Raw genomic sequence first — 18,965 nt, 5'->3', positions numbered from 1 at the left:
TTTTACATGTATACAGTAGATCGTACCGAAGTGAACCATATTCCAGCAGCCATCATTAAAACAAACAAATTCAAGACCATAACCATTCAACTCCAGTTCAGAAGCAAGCTAGAGAGGGATCGTGTAACAAAAAGGAATATCCTCTCTAAGATGATGATTAAACGAACGCTCCAATTTTCAAAGGAGGCAGAGTTGCTTAAACATCTTGCCCATTACTATGGTGCACATTTGACTTCTAATGTCGGTCGTAAAGGTGAAGATCATATTGTCACTTTCGGCATGGAATTCGTTAACGACAGATTCATCAAAGAAAACCTGGATGTAGTGGGGGAAATGTGCCGTCTACTACGCGATGTTCTTGAAACCCCGGTGCACTATGATGAAACATATGAAGACTTTTTCAAAAAAGAGAAGCGTCTCTACAAGAACCGTCTTAAAAGTATGAAGGATAATAGAGCCCAGTCGAGCTTCCAATCGATGATTGATGTTATGTTCAAAGATGAGAATTATAAATATCTGTCGCATGGGGTTCTAGAGGACATTGATGCAATTACACTCCAGGACATAAAAGACGAGCATGAACAGATGATGGCAAGTGACGCCCTGGCGATAATGATTGTTGGTGCAGTGGACGACAGCATTAAGAAGAACCTCTCGTCGATTTGGTCACGTGAAGCTCCCGTTACATTCGAGCATAGAACATATCCTTATCGTGAAGTTGAGAATGTCAGTAGAGCAAAAGATGTACAACAAATTGAACAAGCTAAACTGAACATGGGGTTCCGGGTTGATATCAACAATCTACAGGAGCAGATGGCATTCAATGTCATGAACCAGATGTATGGTGGCTCTGCTTCTTCTCTTTTATTCAGAAATATTCGTGAGGAGCTGAGTTTAGCCTATCAGATTCATTCACAGGTGGACGTGAGAAATGGCTATATGTTCGTTATGGGTGGTGTTGATCCAACTAATGTGGAAACAGCAGAATCCGCAATACTTTCCGAGCTCGATGCACTGAGGGAAGGGGCTTTCGAAGCGGAGTTCGTCGAAGAAGTCAAAAGAATGATGAGAGTCAATAGACAAGAGATCATGGATAAACCAAAAGGTCTGATCACCATGGAATATAACCGATTGATCCAAGGCATGCAGGATCAGTCGTGGGAAGAACGTCTTGATGCAGTTGATAGTGAGATGATTAGAGAAATCAGCAAACGAGTGGTACTCGATACCGTATACGTACTGACAAGGAGTGACGAAGATGAAAAGAACTGACTACCCTGAAATAGATGAAAGTGTATACCAACATCAATGTGCCAACGGCCTCGATGTATTCATCGTCCAAAAACCAGGATACAGCAAGAAGTTCGTCACCTATACGACGAAGTATGGTTCAATGGACGACCACTTCAAAGTCGATGGAGAATCATACAAAGTGCCAGAGGGTATCGCGCACTTCCTTGAACATAAGATGTTCGAGAAGGAAGATGGTGATGTCTTCAATCTCTTTTCCAAGTATGGAGCCAATGCCAATGCTTTTACATCGTATGACCGCACCTCTTACCTTTTTAGTACAACAGAATCTTTTGATAAAAATCTGAAATTGCTTATGGATATGGTTGAAAAACCTTACTTCACAAAAGAAACAGTCGAGAGGGAGGTCGGCATTATCGGTGAAGAGATAAAGATGTATCAGGACAACCCTGGATACAAGCTTTATTTTGAAACATTGAACCAGATGTACCATAACCTTCCCGTGAAGGATGACATTGCGGGTACGGAAGCGTCAATCGCTGAGATCACAAGCGATCATCTTTTCTTGTGCCACGAGACATTCTACCATCCGTCCAATATGGTACTCATCCTCGTTGGCAAATTTGATGTAGATGACGTCATTACTTCTATCGACCTTCATCAATCAGAACGAGACATACCGGATGCACCGAAAATTGAAAGGATACTGCCTGAGGAGCCACGGGAGATTGTCAAACCTCGCAGTGTATTGGAGATGGATGTCGAGGAGACACGTGTCATGCTAGGGTTCAAGCACCAGCAAGACAGTGGAAATGACATGGCACGTCTAAAGCGTGACTTATCCATGATGTTTGCGCTCGATATGGTCTTTGGTGAACAGTCAGAGTACTATTATGAGCTGATGGAAAAAGACCTAATAGATGATTCTTTCAATTTCAGCCATATTGAAGAAGCGGCCTTTTCACATCTGCTGTTTGCATCAAACACAGAAGCACCAGAGGAGTTTACAGAGGAAATCACATCAATTATAGAGACTGTAAAGGATAGCGATTTCTTCACGGACGAGAAGTTGACCGTTCAGAAACGGGAAATTATTGGTGACTACTTGTCAAGCTTGAACTCGCCAGAGTATATCGCCAATCAGTATACAAAATACTATCTCGACGGCTATGATCTCTACAAACTTCCTGAAGTTATAGACAGCATTGAAATTGATGATGTGAAACAGCATTTCACTGATGTTCTGGATACCCGGTACATGGTGGAGTGTATCTTGAAACCGCATGACTAGGCACATCATCGTCGGCAGCACCGGAGATATTGGCAGCGCCATACACGCAACTCTCAGTGAAAGTGCCGAAATCTGGTCTTTTTCTAGATCCAGCGAACCCAAACACGACGGCCACCATTATTTTCTTGATTTATCGGTGCCGTTCGATACTTCAGTAGTGGAGGATATCTTTAAAGACATCGATGAGATAGAAAGTTTGATATGGTGTCCAGGAGAAACACTTTTTGGCATGTTGGAGGATACTTCGCTTAAAAAAGTGGATGCTCAATACAATATCTCCATCCGGTCGCTAATCACCTTCGTCAATGTCCTGTTACCGAAGCTCAAGAGAAGTCGAGATGGCCGAATCATCATCATCACGTCGGTGTGGGGTCGACATGGTGCCAGTTATGAAAGTGCTTACGCTGCGATGAAGGGTGCCCAGGAATCACTTATTAAATCTCTTGGCAAAGAGCTTGCAGATACCAGTGTTACAGTAAATGGCATTGCACCCGGAGTAGTCTATGGAAACATGACGAGTGATTTATCAGAGTCGGATCAAGCATTCCTACTTCAGGAACTGCCGCAATCACGTTTTGTCGCACAAGAAGAAATCGTACATGCCGTAGAGTACCTGCTGGCCCCAGCGGCCCGATCTGTTACAGGTGAAATTATGAATATCAATGGGGGATGGTATACATGAGTGATACTGAAAAAGGAAAGCCGATGTATCCAGAGAGAAATATTGAACAGTACATGGAATACGAAATTCTGAACAATCGGCCGGGACTACTCGGAGACATCTCCTCACTGCTCGGCAACCTTGGAATCAGCATAGATACGATCAACGGTGTAGAGAACAGAAGACGGGGCCTATTGGTCCGTACCGACGAACTCAACAAACTCAAACGCTTCGAATATATGAGTGCATATATCGATGATATCCATATACTTAAAATAAGAAAACCACAAGTGCGAGATCGGCTCGCGGTCAGGCATGGTCGATTCATTAAAAGAGATGAAGAAGATAAAAAGGTCTTCCGGTTTACCCGAGAGGAAATCGGTATCCTAGTCGATTTTCTAGCTGAAATCTTCAAAGAGAAGGGGCATAAGCTTATCGGGGTACGTGGCATGCCGCGCGTTGGCAAAACGGAATCCATCGTAGCAGGCAGTGTAACCGCAAAGAAAAAATGGTTGTTTTTGTCTTCGACACTGATCAAGCAGACGGAACGTACAAGTTTACTTAAAGGGGAGTACGATGAAAACAACGTGTTCATCATCGATGGAGCCGTAACAATGAAATCCAACGAGGAAGCGCATAAGCAGCTAATCAGGGAAATCATGAGTTATCCTGCCATCAAGGTGATCGAGCACCCCGATCTTTTTATTGAAGGCATGCAGTATGAGCTAGAAGATTTTGATTACATTATTGAGCTCAGAGAAGATGAAAACCAGGAGATTACTTATGAGAAGCATAAGAAACAACACTGGTTTGAAGATGAAGACATCAATTTCTTTGGTGGAATGTAGGGAGGACTCATGAAACTCGGTGCTTATTTAAAAAATAAAAGAGAACAGTCAGGGATCACTCTGAAAGAGATGCAGGAAAAGTCCGGCATCCGGAAAGAAATCATCAAGCGGATTGAGAGTGGTGATCTGAATACTTTGCCAGAACCCGCCCATGCATCTTTTTTGTTGCAACAGTACACGCGTGCGGTCGGTCTTGATCCGGAAGCAGTAATGGAAAGGTACGCGGATGAGATTCCCTATGAGAATGCAACTGAAAGAAAAAGGAATCAGTTGCAAGATGAAGACTATCAATATTTCAGGAAAGTATTAATCGGTTTTGTAGTATTGATTGGTATTCTGTTCGTCGGCTGGATGATTCTACTCCAGGTTGGTGCGCAGGCGGATCTCTTCGAGAAGAAGCCGATTTATGATATGGAAGAGGCAATTGTCTCTTCCCCTGAAGAAAGTGAAGAAACTTCTTTGGATATAGAAGAAGAGACAGAGGAGCCACCGACTGAAGAGACTACCGAAGCACCGGCAACAAGCTATTCTTTCAGTGGTTCCGAAGGGAGTACATTGTACTATGAGCTTCAAGTCGTGGAGCCTTTGATTATCTCATTGTCGGGCGAGAATGCCTCTTGGGTAACGCTTACAGACGATGTGGGCAATACGTATGCTTATGAAAATTTAACTGAAGGAGAATATGAAATCTCTTCTGAAGCTTCAATTGTCTACCTGACCCTGGGCAATTCAGCTGGTTTTGATATTAGCATTGATGACGAACCCCTTGAGAACCCGGAAGCTGGAAACGCGGTCACAGTCTATTATGAATTCAATCTGATAAAGGAGGAGTGACATGAATATACCAAATCAGCTGACGGTATTTAGAGTGATTTTAATACCGGCATTTCTAATATTTATACTTGTGGATTTCGGCTGGGGCACTTTGAATGTACTTGGCGGAAACGAAATATCTGTCAGTCATATGATTGGTGCTGCCATCTTCGTGGTGGCTGCCCTCACCGATTTTCTTGACGGCTATCTGGCCAGAAAGTGGAATCTGATTACCAATATGGGTAAGTTTCTAGATCCATTAGCCGACAAATTATTGGTGACAGCGGGACTAATTGTTCTCGTAGAATTGCAGACCATCTCCTCTTGGATTGCTGTCGTAATCATCGCACGTGAATTTGCTGTTACAGGTCTGAGGTTACTTCAGATCGAACAAGGGTATGTAAGTGCTGCAGGGCAGCTTGGTAAGATAAAAACCGTATTCCAGATGATTGCACTAGTGCTTCTTCTATTCGGGGACTTATTTACACAATATGTGCCATTTTCCCCAGGGCTAGTGACAATGTACATTGCAGTGTTCTTTACGATTCTATCTGGAATTGAGTACTTTTATAAGGGTCGAGCTGTTTTCATAGATGATGGAGCGAAATGATTTTTGCGTATTTTCAAGACCATTATGCCGTAATTGCAACTCTTTATTACAGGTGGATAATAACTGAATAAAAAGGTTGTGAAACAGATCCTAAAAGCGAACATATATTCGCTTTTTAGTGTCTGGTATGGTATAATATATTACGAAATGAATTAATGGAGGGTAATTATGGACGAGAGACAAAAAGCGATAGACACAGTGATAAAGAACATGGAAAAGTCATTTGGCAAGGGCGCTGTAATGAAACTTGGAGATGATGCTGGACGCAAAGTTTCTACAGTTTCCACTGGCTCCATCACACTTGATAAGGCACTTGGTGTTGGCGGTTATCCTAAAGGTAGAATTATTGAAATTTATGGTCCAGAATCTTCTGGTAAGACAACTGTTGCACTGCACGCTATAGCCCAAGCGCAGAAGAATGGTGGGATTGCAGCGTTCATCGATGCAGAGCATGCGCTCGATCCTGACTATGCGCAGAACCTTGGCGTAGATATAGAGAACCTTTATCTATCACAGCCAGATACAGGCGAACAGGCACTTGAAATTACAGAAGCATTTATCAGAAGTGGGGCTGTTGATATCGTCGTTGTCGATTCTGTCGCGGCGTTGACACCAAAAGCGGAAATCGAAGGTGAGATGGGTGATGCCCACGTTGGTCTTCAGGCACGGCTCATGTCACAGGCACTAAGAAAACTTTCCGGTGCCATTTCAAAAAGTAATACGACAGCAATATTCATCAACCAGATTCGTGAGAAAGTTGGCGTTATGTTCGGTAACCCCGAGACAACTTCCGGTGGCCGTGCGCTGAAGTTCTATAGCTCCGTTCGTCTCGAAGTCAGACGTGCCGAGCAGCTGAAACTTGGTACTGATATAGTCGGCAACCGCACGAAGATCAAAGTAGTTAAGAACAAAGTAGCGCCACCGTTCCGCGTTGCAGAAGTGGATATTATGTATGGCAAAGGTATCTCGAAAACGGGCGAATTGATTGACCTCGGCGTTGAGAACGATATTGTTGAAAAAAGTGGTGCATGGTACTCTTATGAAGGTGAAAGACTTGGGCAGGGTAAGGAGAATGCCAAAGAGCACCTTACCAATAATCCGGCATTGCTCGAAGAAATCGAAACCAAACTGCGTAATGCACTTGGTTTTGGCAAGGACAGTGATACCGAGGTTCCTGAGGAAGAGACAGCTGCTGACCAGCTTTTTGATGAGGAAGAACTATAAACGAATAAGTGTATGGCCACGCGGCACCAGAATGCAAATAAGACGTTCTGGTGCTTGCGTTTTTATATGAATATCTTTAGAATTGTATGTGTATAATATCTATTATGAAAGATATTATATAAAACAATAGCTAGAGCCTGTTAGGGAGGTGTTTATTGTGGACATGATAGACATTTTCTTAATCTTGCTTGGCATTATTCTAGGTGTTGTAATCGGATATTTTATCGTCAGAAACACTTTGACTAAACGGCAGCAAGAGGCGCGAAATTCTGCTGAGCACATTATCAATGAAGCGAAGAAGCAGGGTGAGAGCCTCAAGAAAGAAAAGCTGCTCGAGGCAAAAGAGGAAAATCAAACTCTCAGGGAGACATTTGAACGTGAATCCGGTGAGAAGAGAGATGAACTCAAGGCACAGGAATCCAGATTGCTGAATCGGGAACAAGTTCTTGATAGGAAAGGCGAAGTTCTGGATAAAAAGGATGAAGCACTGGAGCACAAAGAAGCCAAAATTGAAGAAAAACAGCAAATGGTTGATGCCGAGGATTATAAGATTAAAGAAATCATCAGTCGGCAAGAAGAAGAACTCACTCGCATCTCCGGACTTACGCGCGAAGAGGCGCGTAATGAGATTTTCGCAGAAGTGGAGCGGGAACTGTCACATGATATGGCTGTAATGGTCAAAGAGAAAGAGAATCAAATGAAGCTTGATGTGGACAAGAAAGCGAAGGAATTGCTTGCTGTGACTGCCCAGCGATATGCAGCAGAATATACAAGTGAATCGACAGTATCAGTCGTTACATTACCAAACGATGAAATGAAGGGTCGCATCATCGGCAGAGAAGGTCGTAACATTCGAACTTTGGAAACATTGACCGGGATCGACTTGATTATCGATGATACACCTGAAGCGGTCATACTTTCCGGTTTTGACCCAATTCGCCGGGCAATTGCTAAAAATGCACTCGAAGACCTCGTGCAGGATGGTAGAATTCATCCAGGACGTATTGAAGAAATGGTGGATAAAGCCAAGCGTAATATGGAGGCGAACATTCGTGATGCAGGGGAAGCAGCAGCTTTCGAACTTGATATTCACAATCTTCACCCGGAACTCATTAAGCATCTCGGTAAGATGAAGTATCGACTTAGCTACGGTCAAAACGTGCTTAAACACTCTGTCGAAGTCGGATATCTTGCTGGTATGCTTGCGAGCGAACTCGGTGAGGATGTACAGCTGGCAAGAAGAGCTGGGCTCCTTCACGATATTGGTAAAGCCATCGATCACGAAGTGGATGGCAGCCATGTTGAAATCGGCGTTGAGCTTGCAAAACGATACAAAGAACATGATACAGTCGTTAATGCTATTCATTCCCACCACGGGGATGTAGAACCGACAAGTATCATTTCGATTCTCGTTGCGGCAGCCGATGCATTGAGCGCTGCTAGACCGGGTGCAAGGAGAGAGACACTTGAGAATTACGTCAAGCGTCTTGAAAGACTTGAAGCTATCGCTGAAGGATACAGTGGCGTTGAAAAGACATTTGCCATCCAGGCGGGTCGTGAGATACGTGTCATGGTCAAACCGGATGAGTTAGATGATCTGAAAGCGCATCGCCTTGCGAGGGATATCAAAAAGCAAGTCGAAGAAGAACTCCAATACCCAGGACACATTAAAGTGACAGTAGTAAGAGAAATGCGAGCAGTAGAATATGCCAAATAGAAAACCAGCAGGATATCCTGCTGGTTTTCTTATTTTGGGCTTATATTTACATGTTGATGTCGATGTCTCTGATATTACTGAAGGCTTCGCTTGTTTCTTGAGTAGAGTTGGAAAATCTTTCGTATTTCTCAGCGAGCTTATAGGCGCTTAGATAGAGTTCGAGGCTGTCTTTTGCTTTGTCTTCGATGCTCTCACTCGTCGAAGGGTTTGCCATAAGGGCCATTTTTGCAAAGTCTTTGGGATCGATGGATAATGTCAAGTTAGTCACTCCTAAAGTTTTATAAAATACAACTTCCCTAAAACATGTATAATAAACATCAAATTGAATTTAAAGGATGAAACTGAATGCGCATTTTATTTATTGGAGATATAGTAGGAAAAGTCGGCCGGAGAATGCTATCTGAGCACCTTTTATCGTTAAAGAGAGAGCATGGGGCACAGGTAGCCATCGTCAATGGTGAGAATGCTGCCCATGGCAAAGGGATCACTGAGAAAATTTATAAGGAGATTCTGACAAGTGGTGCTGATTTCATTACACTTGGTAATCACGCATTTGCCAAACGCGACGTCTATGAATTCATGGATGAGGATATTCGGATGGTTCGTCCGGCAAACTTCCCTGACGGTGCGCCCGGAAAAGGGTATGGTATTGTCAACGTGAATGGTGTCAAGTTGCTCATTATGAATCTTCAAGGTCGTAGTTTCATGGACGCCATTGACTGTCCATTTAAAAAAGCGGACGCAATACTTGGAAGTGTGGAAGCCGATGAAATATTCGTTGATTTTCACAGCGAGACCACAAGTGAAAGCCTCGCAATGGGGCATTATCTAGACGGCAGGGTGGATGCTGTAGTCGGTACACATACCCATGTTCAGACGAATGATGAACAAGTGCTGCCAGGTGGTACGAAGTACATCACTGATGTTGGCATGACAGGCTTTAAGAACGGCATACTCGGTATCCGTAAAGAGGAAGTCATCGAACGCTTCATACATCAGTTGCCAGTTCGTCACAATGTGCCTGAAGAAGGGGCAGGCATCCTTTCCGGTGTCATCATCGATACAGCAGCCAATAAAATAAGTAAAATCCGAATAGAGGAATAGCGGTCATCCAATAGGCTGATTTTCGTTTCAGGCCTATCCATAAGATCGAAAATTGCTGTGGATTTTGGTATATTAGCATAAGGACAAGGAGGCAATGTGTATGAATGAACAATTGTCATGGAAAGTCGGTGGCCAGCAAGGTGAAGGCATCGAATCCACTGGAGAAATATTTTCAACCACACTCAATAGAATGGGTTACCACCTTTATAGCTATAGACATTTTTCGAGTCGTATTAAAGGTGGCCATACAAATAATAATGTTAGAATTTCTACTAAGGAAGTACGGTCGGTCAGCGACAACATCAATATACTTGTTGCATTCGACCAGCAAACCATTGATCTGAATAGTCATGAACTGGTTAAGAAAGGCATCATCATTGCCGACAGCAAATTCAACCCCGAAAAAGACGAAACTCAAGATATACAGCTTATATCCATTCCGTTCACGGAGACTGCTAAAGCGCTCGGTAGTCAACTGATGAAAAACATGGTGGCTATCGGGGCTAGCGCCAGATTGATGAACCTCGAACTTCAACCATTCAAGGATATGATTTATACAATGTTCATCAAAAAAGGACAGGATATCGTTGATGCTAATCACGAAGCGCTCAACCAGGGCTACCAGCTTATGGGTGACGAGATGGTCCATATTGAAGGAGACTTCGAAATGCTTCCATCAGACAGTGAAGCGCGTCTCTTTTTGATCGGCAACGATGCCATCAGTTTCGGTGCATTGAACGCTGGGGTACGGTTCATGGCGGCCTATCCAATTACACCAGCAAGTGAGATCATGGAATACATGATAACTAATCTGCCGAAAGTGGGCGGAACCGTCATACAGACAGAGGATGAAATCGCAGCAGTAACTATGGCGATTGGCTCCAACTATGCAGGAGCGAGAAGTTTTACTTCCTCTGCAGGACCGGGATTATCATTGATGATGGAATCAATAGGACTGTCAGGAATGACTGAAACTCCGCTTGTGATTGTCGATACGATGCGCGGAGGTCCTTCCACGGGGCTGCCGACAAAACAGGAACAATCGGATCTCATGCAGATGATATACGGCACGCATGGAGATATTCCGAAGATTGTGCTCGCACCGTCAGATGTCGAAGATGCATTCTACACTACGATAGAAGCATTCAACTTGGCAGAATACTATCAGGTCCCTGTTATCTTGTTGTCCGATTTGCAAATGTCACTCGGTAAGCAGTCCTCTGCTCCGTTCGATGTCTCCCGAGTGGAAATCAATCGCGGCAAAACGATTACAGAAGATATCGAAGATCAGGCGGATGAATATTTTGAACGTTACGGAAACGAGGACGATGGTATATCCCATCGCCCAATTCCAGGTACCAAAGGCGGCATCCACCATGTAACCGGTGTTGAGCACAGTCCTACTGGTACACCGAATGAGAGTCCAGAGAATCGTCAGGTACAAATGGACAAGCGGATGCGCAAACTGAAAGACTTCACGATGGAAGAACCATTCAAAGTACAAGGAAACGTAAATAGCGATCTGCTTATACTCAGTTTCCTGAGTGTCAATGGTGTTGCGAATGAAGCAGCAGAAAGAATAGATGCGGACGTGACGACTGTGAATCTAAAGCAGATTCATCCATTTCCAATCGATGCACTCAGACCTTATCTTGATGGCGCCAAAGAGATACTTGTCATCGAGCAAAACTATAGTGCACAGTTGCAGAGTGTGCTCAAGATGAACTATCCTGGACATGACAGAATCCGTTCTTATGTAAAATATGATGGAACGCCTTTCAAACCTGAAGAGATCGAAACGCATATCCACTCGATTCTAAAAACAAAGGAAGTTATTTAATGGCGACATTCAAAGACTTTAGAAATAATATCAAACCAAACTGGTGCCCGGGCTGTGGTGACTTTAGTGTTCAGGCAGCTATACAGAAAGCGTGTGCAGCTAATGGGCTTGAGCCAGATGAACTTGCTGTCATCACAGGTATCGGCTGTAGCGGTCGTTTGAGTGGCTACATCAAATCCTACGGTTTCCACTCTACACATGGACGCAGCCTTCCAGTGGCTCAAGGTGTCAAAATGGCCAATGACGACCTTACAGTCATCGCTTCAGGTGGAGATGGCGATGGTTTCGCAATCGGTATGGGACACACCGTCCACGCACTGAAAAGAAACATCGATATCACTTATATCGTCATGGACAATCAAGTCTACGGCCTGACGAAAGGACAGACTTCTCCGTCCTCAGGCAAAGGTTTTGTGACGAAGACGACACCGGAAGGGTCAAAAGAGAATCCGATCCAACCAATCAGAACAGCACTAGCAAGCGGGGCGACTTTTGTTGCTCAAAGTGTGAGCTCAGACATTAAACAGCTTACAGCCATCATCCAGCAGGCGATGGACCATAAGGGGTTCAGCTTCATTAATGTCTTCAGTCCATGTGTAACATACAATAAGGTGAACACTTACGATTGGTTCAAGGAGAATCTGGTAGCTGTCGAGGACATTGAAGGATTTGATTATCAGGATCCAAAGAATGCAATGCAGCACGTCATGGAATATGATGGTCGACTGAAGGGTATCATCTATCATGATCAGGAAGCAAAATCCTACCAAGAGAACATTGAAGGATATCTAGACCAGCCACTTGTTAAAAAAGAAATGAAACTTGAAAATGGAACATTCGATGAACTCATGGCGGAATTCCGCTAAATCAAAAACCTGAAGCTTCGGGCTTCAGGTTTTTATTTTTTCTATTAAAATAGTTTGAATTATGTCATAATTGATATATTACTTCGGTAACCGAAAGAAAAGGGTGGAACAATTGATTACAGTCTTCAAATACGCGCTCAAATACAAATGGTTCATTGCAGTCGCTCTCTTCTTCATGTTCATCGAACTTGCTGTTGAGTTGCTTCAGCCTTATCTGATTTCAAAAGTCATTGATGATGGTATCGTGGCACAGGATATAGATACCGTTTGGTTTTATCTTCTGGTTATGTTCGCCATTAGTATGGCAGCGTTTCTAAGTGGAATCAGTAACTCATATTTCTCGAGTCAGGTCGCCACGCGTTTCAGTTACGATTTGCGAACGGCATTGTTTCGGAAAGTCCAGTATTTCACGCTCGCAACACTATCGAAATTCCCAACTTCCAGTCTCATCACGCGCATGACCCAGGATGTCTTACAAGTCGAAATGTTACTCTATATGTCATTAAGAATTATTCTGAGGGCACCGTTACTTGTTATTGGGTCACTTATCATGTCGTTTGTCGTCAATCCGACACTTGGTTTCTATCTGTCCTTCTTAACACCAGTCCTATTGATATTTCTTTTCTTTACAGCCCGTAAGGGTGGACAGATTTTCCTAAGAGTCCAGAAGCGACTGGATAAAATCAACCGTTTTATCCAACAGAACCTTGAAGCGGTCAGACTAATTAAGGCAAATGACCGTGGCGAGTTCGAAATCGGCAAGTTCAGCAAAGTCGCGGGTCGTCTGCGTGATGATACAGTGTATGCACTGAGGCTGATGGAATCCATCATGCCTGTACTGCTTCTGATTATAAACGGCAGTCTACTCGTCGTATTATGGATGGCTTCTGATTTGCTTCAGAGTAACAGCGTTGAAGTTGGTGAGATTGTCGCCGTCGTCAACTATGCACTCCGCATGCAGAGTGGTTTCTCAATGTTTGCTTTCATCATCATCGCATTCAGTCGTGCCAAAGCTTCCAGTGAACGTATGGAGGAAGTGCTCGAGGCGCCTGTGGCAGTGAACGATAATAAAGAAATCAGCAAGGTGGATCAGGCAGGCACAGTGAAATTTGATAACGTCTCCTTTAAATATCCAGGTTCAACACGGTATGTTCTCCGCGACATCAACTTCGAAGTTAAAGAGAATGAGACACTTGTCATTATGGGTGGTACAGGATCTGGCAAGAGTACACTTCTTAGTCTTATACCAAAAATGTATGATGTAAAAGAAGGGGATGTCTATATCAATGGCATCAATGCAAAAGACTGGAACGAAGATGATCTCCGTGAGACCATCGGTTATGTACCACAGTCTGCTGTATTGTTCTCAGGCAGTATTTTCGAGAACCTCTTATGGGGAGATCTTGAAGCGGGAGAAGCGGAAGTATTCACATCAACACAAAAGGCACAAATCCACAATTCAATCAATACATTCGATCACCGCTATGAAACCCGTGTCGGCCAAAGGGGCGTGACGTTATCGGGCGGGCAAAAGCAACGACTATCCATTGCTCGCGCACTCGTCCGAAGACCGGGTATACTGATCTTAGACGATAGTACTTCGGCTCTAGATATCCGCACGGAATCGGCGCTATGGGATGCTATCAAGGAAGAGAATACGACTCAAATCATCGTCACGCAAAAGATAGTCACTGCAAAAATGGCTGATCGCATCCTTATACTTGATGGTGGCGAGATTAGTGCACTTGGATCGCATGAGACACTTATGGAAGAATCGGATCTATACCGATCCATTGTGCAATCGCAGACGGAAGGGGGACAGCTGGATGATTGATTTTATCAAAAGACCATTCGGCAATGAACCGGTCCTTCAAAAAGAGGAAATCGGACGCAAGAAAAAGAAAGAAGACCAGCGTGCCAATGATATATGGGGAACACTTAAAAGAATGTGGCGCTTCATCAACGAAGAGCGGGTTTTGCTTTATGCCATAATAATCCTTGTAGCATTGACCAGCTTGCTCAGTATCGTCGGGCCGTATCTTGTCGGCCAAATCGTTGATAATTATTTTGTGCAGCGCCAACTAGACGGACTTGCTTCGATTCTGATCCTGTTACTTGTGGTCTATATCTTGCTTTCAACAACGCAGTACCTGGCAGCGTTCATGATGGTCGGACTGTCACAGCGTACAGTATACAAACTCCGTTCCAGATTGTTCTCTCATATGCAGAAATTGCCTGTAAGGTTTTACGATAAACGTCAGCATGGTGAATTGATGAGCCGGATGACAAACGATATCGAAACCATTTCGCAGACGTTGAATACCTCTTTTATACAGTTTACAACGAGTGTCGTCACACTTGTCGGTACAATCAGTGTCATGATTTACTTGAGCCCACTTCTGACACTACTTACAGTATTGATTATTCCAGTACTGATTCTAGCTGTGGGCTTCATCACCCGAAGAACTGGCCCCCTCTACAAGAAACGCCAGCGGGCAACCGGTGAAATGAACGGTTATATCGAGGAGATGGTCTCAGGCCAGGAAATCGTCAAAGTGTTCTCCCAAGAAGAGACAGCGATCAAGAACTTCGATGAAAAAGCTGGAAGACTTAGAGACATCACGTTCTGGGCTTTCCTATACGCCGGGTTCATTCCAAAAGTGATGAATATGCTTAACAACATCAGTTTTACCGTCGTTGCAGGTGTCGGTGGATTACTTGCACTCTCTGGCAACGATGTAGTCACTATCGGAACAATTGTTGTTTTTGCTGAATATGCAAGGCAGTTCACACGACCACTTGCCGATCTCTCCAACCAGTTCAATCAGGTTCTATCTGCCATTGCAGGTGCGGAGCGAGTATTTGGCATCATGGATTCCGAAACAGAAGAGGATAACGGAGGAATTGAAGACAAGGTTTTAGAAGGTGAAATCGAATTCGATGATGTCTCCTTCTCCTACGATCCCGAGCAGCAGACACCAACGATCAGAAATCTTAGCTTCAAGATAGAAGCGGGAGAATCCATCGCGTTAATTGGTTCCACCGGGGCAGGCAAGACGACAGTGATGCAGTTGCTTGCAAGGTTCTATGAAACGGATTCGGGGCAGGTCAGAATAGACAAAGAAGATATCCTTGACTATGCCCGTTCGACCATCCGTTCACAGACGGCGTTTGTGTTGCAGGATCCGTATCTCTTCGAGTCTACTATCAGGGAGAATATACGTTATGGTAAGCTTGATGCCACTGATGAAGAGGTCATTGAAGCGGCGAAGCTTGCCAATGCACATGAGTTCATCATCGAACTTGAAAATGGCTACGATACTGTGCTTGAAGCGGATGAAGGATTCATTTCACAGGGGCAGAAGCAGTTGATCTCAATTGCCCGGGCCCTGATCACAGATCCTGCCATCCTGCTACTTGATGAAGCGACAAGCAGCATCGACACTGTGACTGAGCTCAAGATTCAAGAAGCACTAGAGCGTCTTATGAAAGACCGTACAAGTATCATTATCGCCCACAGGCTCAACACCATCAAAGCGGTCGATAGGATCTTTGTTATGGAACTGGGTGAACTGGTTGAGCATGGCTCTGAGCAGGAACTCCTCGAACAAAAGGGACGCTACTTCCAAATGGTGTCTGATAATAAATAACTTCACAAAAGTCTTGAAATGTATTAAGATAAGTTCAACCGAATAAGAAACGACCACTAGGGGTGTCCGTTTGGACTGAGAATGACCCTCATTACCTGATCTAGATCATACTAGCGTAGGGAAGTGGCATATTTTCCTACAAATATGCACACCACTCCGCTAGTGGTGTGTTTTTTATTTGGGAAATATCATTTGGGGGTTTTTGTATGATAAAAAGGAACAGTCTGACGCTCACCGATGTACTGGTTACAGTTGTCGTTGCGCTTGTGTTCTCGTTCATCTACTCGATATGGGGTGGGGTCTATACAGCGTTGGAGCCACTCGGCTTGCATTTAAATCAGCTTCTTTATGGCATGTGGTTTATTGCAGCGGTAGTCGCTTATCTGATTATTAGGAAGCCAGGCGTTGCACTGATTGCCGAGTTTGCGGCAGCATCAGGTGAGACAATCGTCCTGTTGCAGTTCGATATAATGCTGATTGTCTATGGACTGATCCAAGGACTGGCATGTGAGATTGTATTTGCGATTGTGAAATATAAGAGTACGTCGCTCATGGTTGCAGTCACTGCAGGTATAGCAGCGGCGCTGTCTACACTGCCGCTCGATTGGTACTACGGCTACCTTGGTCAGCTAGCGACATGGAATCTTATGCTCATGTTCGGCTTTAGAGTGTTGAGTGGTGCACTCATAGCCGGTGGTTTGGCATATCTACTTTATAAAGGGCTGAGAGGAACCGGTGTGCTGAAACTTGTCGGTCGCAAAATGCCGGCGGATGAAGGGTTATAACAATGGCCATAACAGTCGAAAAGCTCAGACTGAAATTTCCAGAGGCTGAGAGTCGACTCTTTACCGATCTAGACTTGGAAATAGCGGAGGGTGAGAAGGTACTCATTGTCGGCCCAAGCGGTTCCGGCAAGAGTACACTCCTCAATGTGCTTGGCGGTCTCATTCCAAACGTCATCCAGGTGCCGATAAAAGCGGATAAGCTAGAGCTCGCGGAGTCCGGTGCCTATGTGTTTCAGGATCCGGATGCCCAGTTTACGATGCCGACAGTTTCTGAGGAACTTGCCTTTGTCATGGAGAACAGACAGGTCAAAGTAGAAGAGATGGACCAACAGATTAAAGAGGCGCTTGATACAGTCGGTCTCGATGTGGCACCAGATACACCTATTCAGACACTATCCGGCGGTATGAAACAGAAACTGGCCATAGCCGGTTCATTGTTACAGCGTGCAGACACACTATTTTTTGATGAACCGACAAGCATGCTCGATGACGGTTCCGCTGCCCATCTGTGGGAGACAATCCATAAAATGTGGGGGGATCGCACCGTAGTCATTATCGAACATCGTGTGGAAGATATATGGGACAAGGTGGATCGGGTTATTCTTATGGATGATGCCGGACAGATAAACAGCACGGCATCGCCAGACGTGATGCTCAGAAACCATCGTGATGCGCTCGATGCGTTTGGTGTATGGCACCCGGAGTCCTGGCATAATGCGCCGATGCTTCCCGATATAAAAGCGCAGTCTGAAACGTTGCTTGAAGCACGTAACCTTAAGATTAGGCGTGGAAAAAAACAACTACTTGATATCGCCGGTCTTGAAATCAGGAAGGGTGAATGGATTACACTTGAAGGGGATAATGGAACAGGCAAAACAAGCCTGCTCCTTGCTTTGATGAAACTGATTTCGTCTGAGGGAGATATTTATTTTAAAGGTAGAAGAGTGAAGCGGACGAAGCAATACAAAGGCGCTGTCTATCCAGTATTTCAAAATCCTGAAATGCAGTTTATAACAAATACGGTGGTTGACGAAGTATTTATTAATCTGGAACTCCATTATGATAAGAAAGAAGCCAAGCAGAGGACAGAAGCCTTGCTCGAAAGACTTGGTCTGGAGAATATACAGCATCTGCATCCGCTTGAAATCTCGACAGGTCAGAAGCGTCGGCTGAGTGTTGCGACAGCTTCAGGCGGTATTCCTGAAATCATCATTCTGGATGAACCCACTTTTGGGTTGGATCAGCGTCATGCGTTCCGATTGATTGAAATGCTGCACGACATGGTCCAGTCGGGGACAACCATTATCATGATTACGCATGATGAAGAGATTAAGGTGCGTTATCCGTCAAGACGGCTACATATAGCAGGTGGGATACTTACAGAAAGAGGTGCAGGGCGATGCTAGAAGCGATACGTTACTACAGCACCCCTGTAGATGAAGTCAATCCGATCACTAAGATGCTGATTGCCGCTTGCTTGTTCCTGACGGTTCTACTCATCCACGATCCGAACCATCTGTTCCACCTGTCCCTCCTGATGCTGGTGCTGCTGTTTGTACTGAGTGGAGTGAAAATTAGATATCTCTTACTACTTGTTTCAACTGTATTTTTCTTCGGTGCGATTTCAAGTCTGTATATGATCTTCTATGGTGATGGTACGACTACGTTGGTTCGATTCGGCATCATCCACATCACAGAAGAAAGCACCATCCGTGGCATCCACATCATGATGCGTGGCATAGTATTATCGCTATTCGGTGCACTTGTCGTCTTCACTACGAAACTGACGGATGTCTTCTACAGCTTGATGCAGCAAGGGGGCTTAAAACCGAAGTTTGCCTACGCATTCATGGCCGCAATCCGCATGGTACCGATCATCGGTAATGAATACATGTCACTAAGACGCGCCCGCAAAGTAAGAAAGCCATTGATCCATAGGAAATACGTCAGTGGCTATAAGGGATTCTCTACCACGATCATCACACTTTTGAGCCAGAGTATACGGCGAGCCTATCGCCTCGGTATTGCGATGGAATCAAAAGGATTCGATGATGGGCCAAGGACCTATTATCATCGAACTACGTTCTCAATCCGGGATATCCTTTTTGTCGTCATCATCATTCTTGTGGTTATCAGTGCCTTTCAGCTTGGACAGTGGTATAGCCCATTTCCGACACGGGATGCCAGGTGAAAAACAGCCAAATAGTTTTGAAATATGCAGGAAAAACAGATATACTGATATAAGATTTGATTCGCCTGGTTTTTTGCGGATGATGACAGAATAATGCCGGGCCTCCGGTGTCAG

The 18,965-nt window shown here is 44.4% G+C and carries 17 protein-coding genes and 1 riboswitch; of the genes, 16 read left to right on the top strand and 1 reads right to left on the bottom strand.

Translation table 11 applies throughout. From position 1 onward, the window contains the following. The first annotated feature begins 6 nt into the window (after window positions 1-6). From yfmF to rny, 8 genes are all read left to right on the top strand, one after another. A complete protein-coding gene (gene yfmF / locus ACFOJ8_RS07705) occupies window positions 7-1,272 on the top strand; it encodes an EF-P 5-aminopentanol modification-associated protein YfmF (protein WP_380654819.1) in 1,266 nt (421 codons plus the stop codon). Next, entirely contained in the window at window positions 1,259-2,542 is a 1,284-nt protein-coding gene (yfmH, locus tag ACFOJ8_RS07700; protein WP_380654817.1) for an EF-P 5-aminopentanol modification-associated protein YfmH, read from the top strand. The genes yfmF and yfmH overlap by 14 nt, the downstream gene beginning before the upstream one ends. Beyond that, a complete protein-coding gene (locus ACFOJ8_RS07695; protein ID WP_380654814.1) occupies window positions 2,535-3,224 on the top strand; it encodes an SDR family NAD(P)-dependent oxidoreductase in 690 nt (229 codons plus the stop codon). Before yfmH ends, ACFOJ8_RS07695 begins: the two co-directional genes overlap by 8 nt. Beyond that, entirely contained in the window at window positions 3,221-4,051 is an 831-nt protein-coding gene (locus ACFOJ8_RS07690; RefSeq protein WP_380654811.1) for a DUF3388 domain-containing protein, read from the top strand. The genes ACFOJ8_RS07695 and ACFOJ8_RS07690 overlap by 4 nt, the downstream gene beginning before the upstream one ends. 9 nt (window positions 4,052-4,060) lie before the next feature. Continuing rightward, window positions 4,061-4,885: a helix-turn-helix domain-containing protein gene (locus tag ACFOJ8_RS07685; protein ID WP_380654809.1), complete on the top strand. Its 825-nt coding sequence runs from the start codon at window positions 4,061-4,063 to the stop codon at window positions 4,883-4,885. A 1-nt stretch (window position 4,886) separates the two neighbouring features. Then, complete coding sequence (gene pgsA / locus ACFOJ8_RS07680) at window positions 4,887-5,474, top strand: CDP-diacylglycerol--glycerol-3-phosphate 3-phosphatidyltransferase (RefSeq protein ID WP_380654806.1); 588 nt, start codon at window positions 4,887-4,889, stop codon at window positions 5,472-5,474. A 168-nt stretch (window positions 5,475-5,642) separates the two neighbouring features. Beyond that, a complete protein-coding gene (recA, locus tag ACFOJ8_RS07675; protein ID WP_380654803.1) occupies window positions 5,643-6,698 on the top strand; it encodes a recombinase RecA in 1,056 nt (351 codons plus the stop codon). Window positions 6,699-6,861: 163 nt separating this feature from the next. After that, window positions 6,862-8,415, top strand: coding sequence for a ribonuclease Y (rny, locus tag ACFOJ8_RS07670; protein ID WP_380657076.1), 1,554 nt, complete (start codon window positions 6,862-6,864; stop codon window positions 8,413-8,415). Window positions 8,416-8,461: 46 nt separating this feature from the next. On the opposite strand, the gene ACFOJ8_RS07665 is transcribed toward rny, so the two are convergent. After that, window positions 8,462-8,683, bottom strand: a complete 222-nt coding sequence (locus ACFOJ8_RS07665; protein WP_380654800.1) for a hypothetical protein — start codon at window positions 8,681-8,683, stop codon at window positions 8,462-8,464. 77 nt (window positions 8,684-8,760) lie between these two features. Between ACFOJ8_RS07665 and ACFOJ8_RS07660 the strand changes: the two genes are divergently transcribed. The 8 genes from ACFOJ8_RS07660 to ACFOJ8_RS07625 all read left to right on the top strand — a co-directional run bounded on the left by ACFOJ8_RS07660 (window position 8,761) and on the right by ACFOJ8_RS07625 (window position 18,851). After that, window positions 8,761-9,519 (top strand): TIGR00282 family metallophosphoesterase, encoded by a 759-nt coding sequence (locus tag ACFOJ8_RS07660; RefSeq protein WP_380654798.1) that lies wholly within the window; start codon window positions 8,761-8,763, stop codon window positions 9,517-9,519. Window positions 9,520-9,619: 100 nt separating this feature from the next. Next, entirely contained in the window at window positions 9,620-11,359 is a 1,740-nt protein-coding gene (locus ACFOJ8_RS07655) for a 2-oxoacid:acceptor oxidoreductase subunit alpha (protein WP_380654795.1), read from the top strand. Beyond that, entirely contained in the window at window positions 11,359-12,225 is an 867-nt protein-coding gene (locus ACFOJ8_RS07650) for a 2-oxoacid:ferredoxin oxidoreductase subunit beta (RefSeq protein ID WP_380654792.1), read from the top strand. The genes ACFOJ8_RS07655 and ACFOJ8_RS07650 overlap by 1 nt, the downstream gene beginning before the upstream one ends. Window positions 12,226-12,337: 112 nt before the next feature. Further along, window positions 12,338-14,059, top strand: a complete 1,722-nt coding sequence (locus tag ACFOJ8_RS07645; protein WP_380657074.1) for an ABC transporter ATP-binding protein — start codon at window positions 12,338-12,340, stop codon at window positions 14,057-14,059. Continuing rightward, the gene (locus ACFOJ8_RS07640) at window positions 14,052-15,875 is read left to right on the top strand and encodes an ABC transporter ATP-binding protein (protein WP_380654790.1); all 1,824 of its coding nucleotides are present in this window, start codon (window positions 14,052-14,054) and stop codon (window positions 15,873-15,875) included. Before ACFOJ8_RS07645 ends, ACFOJ8_RS07640 begins: the two co-directional genes overlap by 8 nt. Before the next feature lie 48 nt (window positions 15,876-15,923). Continuing rightward, window positions 15,924-16,014, top strand: a riboswitch (TPP riboswitch). 67 nt (window positions 16,015-16,081) lie between these two features. Beyond that, a complete protein-coding gene (locus ACFOJ8_RS07635) occupies window positions 16,082-16,660 on the top strand; it encodes an ECF transporter S component (protein ID WP_380654788.1) in 579 nt (192 codons plus the stop codon). 2 nt (window positions 16,661-16,662) lie between these two features. After that, window positions 16,663-18,066: an ABC transporter ATP-binding protein gene (locus ACFOJ8_RS07630; protein ID WP_380654786.1), complete on the top strand. Its 1,404-nt coding sequence runs from the start codon at window positions 16,663-16,665 to the stop codon at window positions 18,064-18,066. Next, window positions 18,060-18,851: an energy-coupling factor transporter transmembrane component T family protein gene (locus ACFOJ8_RS07625; RefSeq protein ID WP_380654784.1), complete on the top strand. Its 792-nt coding sequence runs from the start codon at window positions 18,060-18,062 to the stop codon at window positions 18,849-18,851. Before ACFOJ8_RS07630 ends, ACFOJ8_RS07625 begins: the two co-directional genes overlap by 7 nt. Window positions 18,852-18,965: the final 114 nt, after the last annotated feature.

Origin of the sequence: Salinicoccus sesuvii, from assembly GCF_042648145.1 — a bacterium.
Taxonomy (GTDB): Bacteria; Bacillota; Bacilli; order Staphylococcales; family Salinicoccaceae; genus Salinicoccus; species Salinicoccus sesuvii.
This window is presented reverse-complemented; position numbering and strand designations above follow the sequence as displayed.

Bases quoted from the DNA above. Each gene is read 5' to 3' on its own strand.
- ACFOJ8_RS07655 (WP_380654795.1), top strand. From the start codon at position 9,620: ATGAATGAACAATTGTCATGGAAAGTCGGTGGCCAGCAAGGTGAAGGC.
- ACFOJ8_RS07630 (WP_380654786.1), top strand. From the start codon at position 16,663: ATGGCCATAACAGTCGAAAAGCTCAGACTGAAATTTCCAGAGGCTGAG.
- yfmH (WP_380654817.1), top strand. From the start codon at position 1,259: ATGAAAAGAACTGACTACCCTGAAATAGATGAAAGTGTATACCAACAT.
- pgsA (WP_380654806.1), top strand. From the start codon at position 4,887: ATGAATATACCAAATCAGCTGACGGTATTTAGAGTGATTTTAATACCG.
- ACFOJ8_RS07635 (WP_380654788.1), top strand. From the start codon at position 16,082: ATGATAAAAAGGAACAGTCTGACGCTCACCGATGTACTGGTTACAGTT.
- ACFOJ8_RS07660 (WP_380654798.1), top strand. From the start codon at position 8,761: ATGCGCATTTTATTTATTGGAGATATAGTAGGAAAAGTCGGCCGGAGA.
- rny (WP_380657076.1), top strand. From the start codon at position 6,862: ATGATAGACATTTTCTTAATCTTGCTTGGCATTATTCTAGGTGTTGTA.
- ACFOJ8_RS07625 (WP_380654784.1), top strand. From the start codon at position 18,060: ATGCTAGAAGCGATACGTTACTACAGCACCCCTGTAGATGAAGTCAAT.
- recA (WP_380654803.1), top strand. From the start codon at position 5,643: ATGGACGAGAGACAAAAAGCGATAGACACAGTGATAAAGAACATGGAA.
- ACFOJ8_RS07695 (WP_380654814.1), top strand. From the start codon at position 2,535: ATGACTAGGCACATCATCGTCGGCAGCACCGGAGATATTGGCAGCGCC.
- ACFOJ8_RS07690 (WP_380654811.1), top strand. From the start codon at position 3,221: ATGAGTGATACTGAAAAAGGAAAGCCGATGTATCCAGAGAGAAATATT.
- ACFOJ8_RS07640 (WP_380654790.1), top strand. From the start codon at position 14,052: ATGATTGATTTTATCAAAAGACCATTCGGCAATGAACCGGTCCTTCAA.
- ACFOJ8_RS07685 (WP_380654809.1), top strand. From the start codon at position 4,061: ATGAAACTCGGTGCTTATTTAAAAAATAAAAGAGAACAGTCAGGGATC.
- yfmF (WP_380654819.1), top strand. From the start codon at position 7: ATGTATACAGTAGATCGTACCGAAGTGAACCATATTCCAGCAGCCATC.
- ACFOJ8_RS07650 (WP_380654792.1), top strand. From the start codon at position 11,359: ATGGCGACATTCAAAGACTTTAGAAATAATATCAAACCAAACTGGTGC.